General features: G+C 72.8%; 5 protein-coding genes. 4 read left to right on the top strand and 1 reads right to left on the bottom strand.

Translation table 11 applies throughout. The features are described 5' to 3' along the window. The 3 genes from H5J29_RS17215 to H5J29_RS17205 all read left to right on the top strand — a co-directional run. Positions 1–543: DUF742 domain-containing protein (locus tag H5J29_RS17215; protein ID WP_246393971.1), on the top strand; the 543-nt coding region annotated here is incomplete at its 5' end. 79 nt (positions 544–622) lie between these two features. After that, positions 623–1,825: an acyl-CoA dehydrogenase family protein gene (locus H5J29_RS17210; protein ID WP_220187540.1), complete on the top strand. Its 1,203-nt coding sequence runs from the start codon at positions 623–625 to the stop codon at positions 1,823–1,825. A 38-nt stretch (positions 1,826–1,863) separates the two neighbouring features. Further along, entirely contained in the window at positions 1,864–2,664 is an 801-nt protein-coding gene (locus H5J29_RS17205) for a DUF1206 domain-containing protein (RefSeq protein WP_181781969.1), read from the top strand. Positions 2,665–3,092: 428 nt separating this feature from the next. On the opposite strand, the gene H5J29_RS17200 is transcribed toward H5J29_RS17205, so the two are convergent. Then, positions 3,093–5,627 (bottom strand): DEAD/DEAH box helicase, encoded by a 2,535-nt coding sequence (locus H5J29_RS17200; RefSeq protein ID WP_181781968.1) that lies wholly within the window; start codon positions 5,625–5,627, stop codon positions 3,093–3,095. Positions 5,628–5,755: 128 nt separating this feature from the next. Here H5J29_RS17200 and H5J29_RS17195 point away from each other — a divergent pair. Beyond that, the coding region (locus H5J29_RS17195; RefSeq protein WP_446686482.1) for an ATP-dependent DNA ligase at positions 5,756–6,357 on the top strand (602 nt) is incomplete at its 3' end.

Raw genomic sequence — 6,357 nt, 5'->3', positions numbered from 1 at the left:
TACCTCTGCTACGAGGGCGCGGAGAAGATCTGGGAGAAGCTCTCCGGGCACGAGGCCGCCGACGTCGGCTACACCGGCGCCCGCTTCGGTGGGTCCTCGCGCCGCCGTCGGGACAAGGAGGCCAACCCGGAGCCGATCCGGGTGGTGCCCGAGCCCGTGCTCCCGCCGCTGCCCGCCGCCGAGGACGACCCCTACCCGGTCGAGGGCGAGGAGGGTCGGTCGCTCGCGGTGCGGCCGTACTTCTACACCAAGGGCCGCACGCGTTCCCGTTACGAGCTGGCGATCGAGACCCTGGTGTCCACGCCCGCCGCCGCGTTCACCCGCGCCGAGCTCGCCGAGCACCGCGCGATCCTCGACCTCTGCCGCGAGCCCCGCTCGATCGCCGAGGTCGGCGCGATCATCGGCATGCCGCTGGGGGTGGCCCGGGTCGTCGTCGGGGACCTGGCGGTGACCGGCGGGCTCGAGGTGCACAGCACCGTCTCGGCCGAGGGCCCGGACGTCGCGTTGATGGAGCGGGTGCTGGCGGGGCTGCGCAAGCTGTAGGCCCGCACCACCGGGCCCGACCTGCCCGGTCGGGCGGGTCCGCCGAGCGGACCCGCCCCGGATGTGGCACAACTCGTCCATGAGCGAGCTCCTGGCCCCGCCCGTCCCGGTCCTCCCCACGCCCTTCCACACCCCCGAGCGCGAGAAGCTCCAGGAGCAGGCACGGGTCTTCGCCGCCGAGCGCGTGCTCCCCGTCGCGGACGAGCTGGACAAGGTCAAGGGCGAGATCCCGCGGTCCCTGCTCGACGAGATGGCGGAGCTGGGCTACTTCGGGATCACCGTGCCGCGCGAGCACGGCGGGCTCGGGCTCGGGGCCTTCGAGTACTGCATGATCGCGGAGGAGCTGGCCCGCGGCTGGATGAGCGTGGGCAGCATCATCGCCCGTGCGCAGGGGGCCGGCACCGGGGTGGCGGACGAGTCGCGGCGCGCCGAGCTGCTGCACCGCAGCGCCGCGGGCACCTGGATCGGGGCGATCGCCCTCTCCGAGCCCGCGGCGGGCTCCGACCTCGCCGCCGTCGCCACCCGCGCGGAGCGCGACGGGGACGAGTTCGTGATCACCGGCCGCAAGCGCTGGACCGGCAACGCCAAGGCCGCCGACTTCATCCAGGTGCTGGTGCGCACCGCCGACCCGGAACCGGGGGAGCGGCGCTCGGCGGGCCTGGCCACCCTCGTCGTCGAGAAGGAGCGGGACGCCTTCCCCGCGGGCCTGACCGGCACCCCGATCGACAAGATCGGCTACCACGGGTTCGTCACCTGGGACCTCGAGTTCGACGGCCTGCGGGTCCCGGTGGGCAACCAGCTCGCCAGCGGCGACCAGGGCTTCGCGGACACGCAGCAGTGGCTCAACATCGCCCGGGTGCACACGGCGGCGCGCGCGGTGGGGCTCGCGCGGGCCGCCGTCGAGGACTGCGTGCTCTACCTACAGGAACGCGAGCAGTTCGAGCATCCGATCGGCGACTTCCAGGCGGTCCGGTTCCGGTTGGCGACGATGGCGGCGCGCGTCGAGCAGGCCCGGTCCTTCTACCAACACGTGGCCCACCGGCTGGACCAGGGCGAGCCGTGCGAGCGGGAGGCCGCCATGGTCAAGCTGCTGGCCACCGAGATGGCCGCGGAGGTGACCGGGGACGGCATCCAGCTGCACGGCGGCAACGGCTACACCACCGAGCACCGGGTCGAGCGCTACTGGCGGGACGCCCGCCTCACCACGATCTTCGAGGGCACCAGCGAGATCCAGCAGAAGATCATCGCCGACCGGCTCCTCCCGCGCAGCCCGCTGGGCTGACACCTGTCATCATCCGGGGGCCGCGAGGAGGTGGGCCCGTGCCCGAGCAGAGTGCCGCCGAACAGGTCACCGACCATCCGGCGCTCGACGTCCTCGCCCGGGTCGGGCTCGTCGCGTACGGGCTGGTGCACCTGCTGATCGCGGCGCTGGCCGTCCGGATCGCCTTCGGGGCGGGTGGGCAGGCGGACAAGGCCGGTGCGCTGCAGGCCGTCGCCGCGACCGGGGTGGGCCGCGCGGTGCTGTGGCTCGTGGTCGGGGGGCTGGTCGCCCTGGTCGCGGACCGGCTCGTCGAGGCGGTGTGGGGGCACCGGGGGCTGCCCTGGGTGTCGCGGCTGCGCCGGACCGCCGTGGACCTCGCCGAGGCCGTCGTGTTCGCGCTGCTCGCCAAGACGGCGGCCGACGTGGCCGCGGACGGGGGAGCGGAGCCGTCGTCGACCCCGTTGCCGACCATGCTCCTCGGGCTGCCGGGCGGACCGGTCCTGTTGGGGGCCGCGGGCGTCGGGGTGGTGATCGTCGCCGGGTACGCCGCCTACCGCGGGCTCAGCGGCGCGTTCCGCCGCGACCTCGACCTCCGCGGGGCCGGGCTGCGGCGGTCGCTGCTGGTGATGAGGCTCGGCCGCGTGGGGTGGACTGCGCTCGGCACCGCCTACGTCCTGTCCGGCGCGCTGCTCGTGGTCGCGGCGGTGCAGCACGACCCCGCTCAGCCCGTGGGCCTCGACGCCGCGTTGAAGGGGTTGAGCGAGCACACCCTCGGCCCGCCCGCGCTCGTGGTGCTGGCCGCGGGGCTGGCGGTGTTCGCGGTGTACTCGCTGTTCCAGGCGCGGCATCGGGCGGGGTGAGGGGTGGGTTCTTGATCGCACGTTTCGTGCGCTGAGCGCGGGAAGATCGTTGTTGGGTGCGGTGGGGGTGGTGGGGTGCTGCACGGTCGCACGTTTCGTGCTGTCAGCGCGGCATGATCGCCGTTTGCGTGCACCCAGCGCGACCTGCAGGGTCGTCATCGCCGATAGCGTGCACTCAGCGCTGTCCTCACCACACTCAGAGCACTCAACCCGCGATCAAGCAGCGCTGACAGCACGAAACGTGCGATCTTGTCGGCTCACACCCAGACCGCCCGAGCGGCACCCGCGTCCGACCCTCCGGCCTGAGATCGCACGTTTCGTGCTCTCAGCGCTGTCGCCACCGCGCTGACAGCACCCGACCCGCGATCAAGCAGCGCTGACCGCACGAAACGTGCGATCTTGGAGCGCGACCGCCCCCCACCCCCGTCTCAGTCCCCGAACCCACTGATCCACACCACGGCCTCGCCCGCCTCGTCGGAGGCGGTGAGGTCGACCTCCGCGGTGATGGCCCAGTCGTGGTCGTCCTCGGGGTCGTCGATGACCTGGCGGACCAGCCAGCGCTCCGGCTCCTCCACGATGTCGATCATCTTGGGGCCGCGGGCGTCGGGGCCGATGCCGATGCCCCCGTAGCCGTGCAGGGCGAAGAAGGGCTCGAACGCCGAGCGCCACCGGTCCGCGGTCCAGCCCGCGGCGGAGTCCAGCTCGCCCAACAGGTCCCAGCGGTTGAGCGAGGCCAGCTCCACGCGTCGGAACAGCGCGTTGCGGACCAGGACCCGGAAGGCCCGGGCGTTGCGGGTGACCCCGGCCGGAGCGGCACCCACGGCGTCGATCGACGGCGGCGCCGTCTCGTCCGCCACCCCGCCGCCCGCGGCGAGCTCCGCCCACTCGTCGAGCAGCGACGAGTCGACCTGTCGCACCAGCTCGCCGAGCCACTCGATGAGGTCCGTGAGCTCCTCGGTGTGCGCGTGCGAGGGCACCGTCTGGCGCAGCGCCCGGTAACAGTCCGCGAGGTACCGCAGGACCAGCCCCTCGGACCGCGCGAGCTGGTAGTGCGACACGTACTCGTGGAAGGTCATCGCCCGCTCGGACATGTCCCGCACCACGGACTTCGGCGAGAGCCGGGCGTCCTCCACCCACGGCGCACCCCGCCGGTAGGTCTCCAACGCGCCGGAGAGCAGCTCGTCGAGGGGCTTGGGGTACGTGACCTCCTCGAGCAGCGCCATCCGCTCCTCGTACTCGATCCCGTCCGCCTTCATCGCGGCGACGGCCTCGCCCTTGGCCTTGTTCTGCTGGGCGTGCAGGACCTGGCGGGGGTCGTCGAGCGTCGCCTCGACCACGGAGACCATGTCCAGCGCGTACGAGGGCGACTCGCGGTCCAGCAGCTCGAAGGCCGCCAGCGCGAACGGCGAGAGCGGCTGGTTCAGGGCGAAGTCCAGCTGCAGGTCCCCGACGACGCGCACGGACCGCCCCTCGGCGTCGGGCGCGGGGAGCTTCTCCACGATCCCCGCGGCCAAGAGCGCCCGGTAGATCTGGATCGCCCGCAGGATGTGCCTGCGCTGCCGCGGCCGCGGCTCGTGGTTGTCCTCCAGTAGGTGGCGCATGGCGGTGAACGCGTCCCCGGGCCGGGAGATCACGTTCAGGATCATCGCGAAGGTGACCTGGAAGTGGCTGGTCAGGGCCTCGGGTTGGGCGGCCTGCAGCTTCTCGAAGGAGGTCTGTGACCAGCCGACGAACCCGTCCGGCGCCTGGACCCGGACCACCCGGCGGCGCTTCTTGACGTCGTCTCCCGCCTTCGCCAGCCGCCGCGCGTTCTCGATCTCGTGCTCCGGCGCCTCGGCCACCACGGTGCCGAGCGTGTCGTACCCCGCCCGGCCCGCCCGGCCCGCGATCTGGTGGAACTCGCGCGCCTTGAGCGGTCGGGTGCGCACGCCGTCGTACTTCGCCAGCGCCGTGAACAGCACGGTCCGGATCGGCACGTTGATGCCCACGCCGAGGGTGTCCGTGCCGCAGATGACCTTGAGCAGCCCGGCCTGGGCGAGGGTCTCCACCAGCCGCCGGTAGCGGGGGAGCATGCCGGCGTGGTGGACCCCGATCCCGTGCCGGACCAGCCGGGACAGGGTCTTGCCGAAGCCCGCGGTGAACCGGAAGGAGCCGATCAGCTCCGCGATCGCGGCCTTCTCCTCCTTGCTGGTCACGTTCACCGACATCAGCGACTGCGCGCGCTCGACGGCCGACTGCTGGGTGAAGTGCACGATGTAGACCGGCGCCTCGTGGGTCTGCAGCAGCTCGGTGATCGTCTCGTGCAGCGGCGTGACGACGTACCGGTAGAACAGCGGGACCGGCCGCTCCACCGACGTGATCTCGACCGTCTCGCGCCCGGTCCGCCGGGTGAGGTCGTCCCGGAAGAACGCCGTGTCGCCCAGCGTGGCGCTCATCAGCAGGAACTGCGCCTGCGGGAGCTCGACCAGCGGGACCTGCCAGGCCCAGCCGCGGTGCGGGTCGGCGTAGAAGTGGAACTCGTCCATCACCACGGAGCCCACGTCCGCCCGCGCCCCCTGCCGCAGCGCGATGTTCGCGAGGATCTCCGCGGTGCAGCAGATGATCTCCGCACCCTCGTTGACGGCCGCGTCCCCGGTGAGCATGCCGACCTTGTCCGCGCCGAAGACGTCGATCAGGGCGAAGAACTTCTCGCTGACCAGCGCCTTGATCGGCGCGGTGTAGAAGGTCCGGGCCCCGCGCGCGAGCGCGGCGGCGTGCGCCGCCATGGCGACCAGCGACTTCCCGGAGCCGGTGGGCGTGGAGAGGATGACGTTGCCGCCGGTCGCGATCTCCAGCAGCGCCTCCTCCTGCGCCGGGTACAGCGACAGGCCCCGCTCCTCGAAGGCCCACTCGGCGAAGGTCTCGACGAGGGCCTCGGGATCGTCACCGGGCGGCAGTCGGTCCGTGAGCAGCGCAGAAGTCATGATGGGCACGATTGTCCACCCGCCACCCGTCGCAGATCACGGCTCCCTGGGCGCGCCGGTGCCACCGTACGGCCGAAAGGGTGACGATCCGCCGGTCAGGACCGGTCGGCGCGGCTACGGTGGGTGCCGTGAGAGGGCGGGGAGCGGGCAGCGGCATGCCCGAGGTCGTCCCGCCCATGCTCCCCTCCCAGGGGGACCTGCAGGACGGCGACCGGGGCGAGTGGGCCGTCGAGTTCGCGTGGGCGGGCTTCCGCTGTGTGGCCTACGCCGAGCCCGGCCGCGTCCGGCTGCTCTCCTCCACCGCCCGTAGCGTGACCAACAGCTTCCCCGAGCTCGCCGTGCTGGGGGACCGGGTCCGGGGGTCGGGGATGGTGCTCGACGGCGTGGTCGTCGCGTTGGACGACGCGGGCCGCCCCTCGCGGCGGCCGCTGATGCGGCGGACCTCCACCGTCGCCCCGTCGGGTGCGCTGCAGGCCCGCGTCCCCGTCGGTTTCGTGGTGACCGACCTGCTGTGGCTCAACGGCCGCACGCTGCTGCGCAGGCCCTACCACGAGCGCCGGGAGCTGCTGGAGGACCTGGGGATCGCCGGGGAGCCGGTGTTGGTGCCGCCCTCGCACCCGGCGTCGGAGGCGGCGTTCGTGATGGAGGCGGCCGAGCGCTACGGGCTGGACGGGCTGCACCTCAAGCGCGTGGACGCGGCGTACAAGTCCGGCCGCCGCACCCGGGACTG

The sequence above is a fragment of the Pseudonocardia pini genome (assembly GCF_013870575.1).
Taxonomy (GTDB): Bacteria; Actinomycetota; Actinomycetes; order Mycobacteriales; family Pseudonocardiaceae; genus Pseudonocardia; species Pseudonocardia pini.
This window is presented reverse-complemented; position numbering and strand designations above follow the sequence as displayed.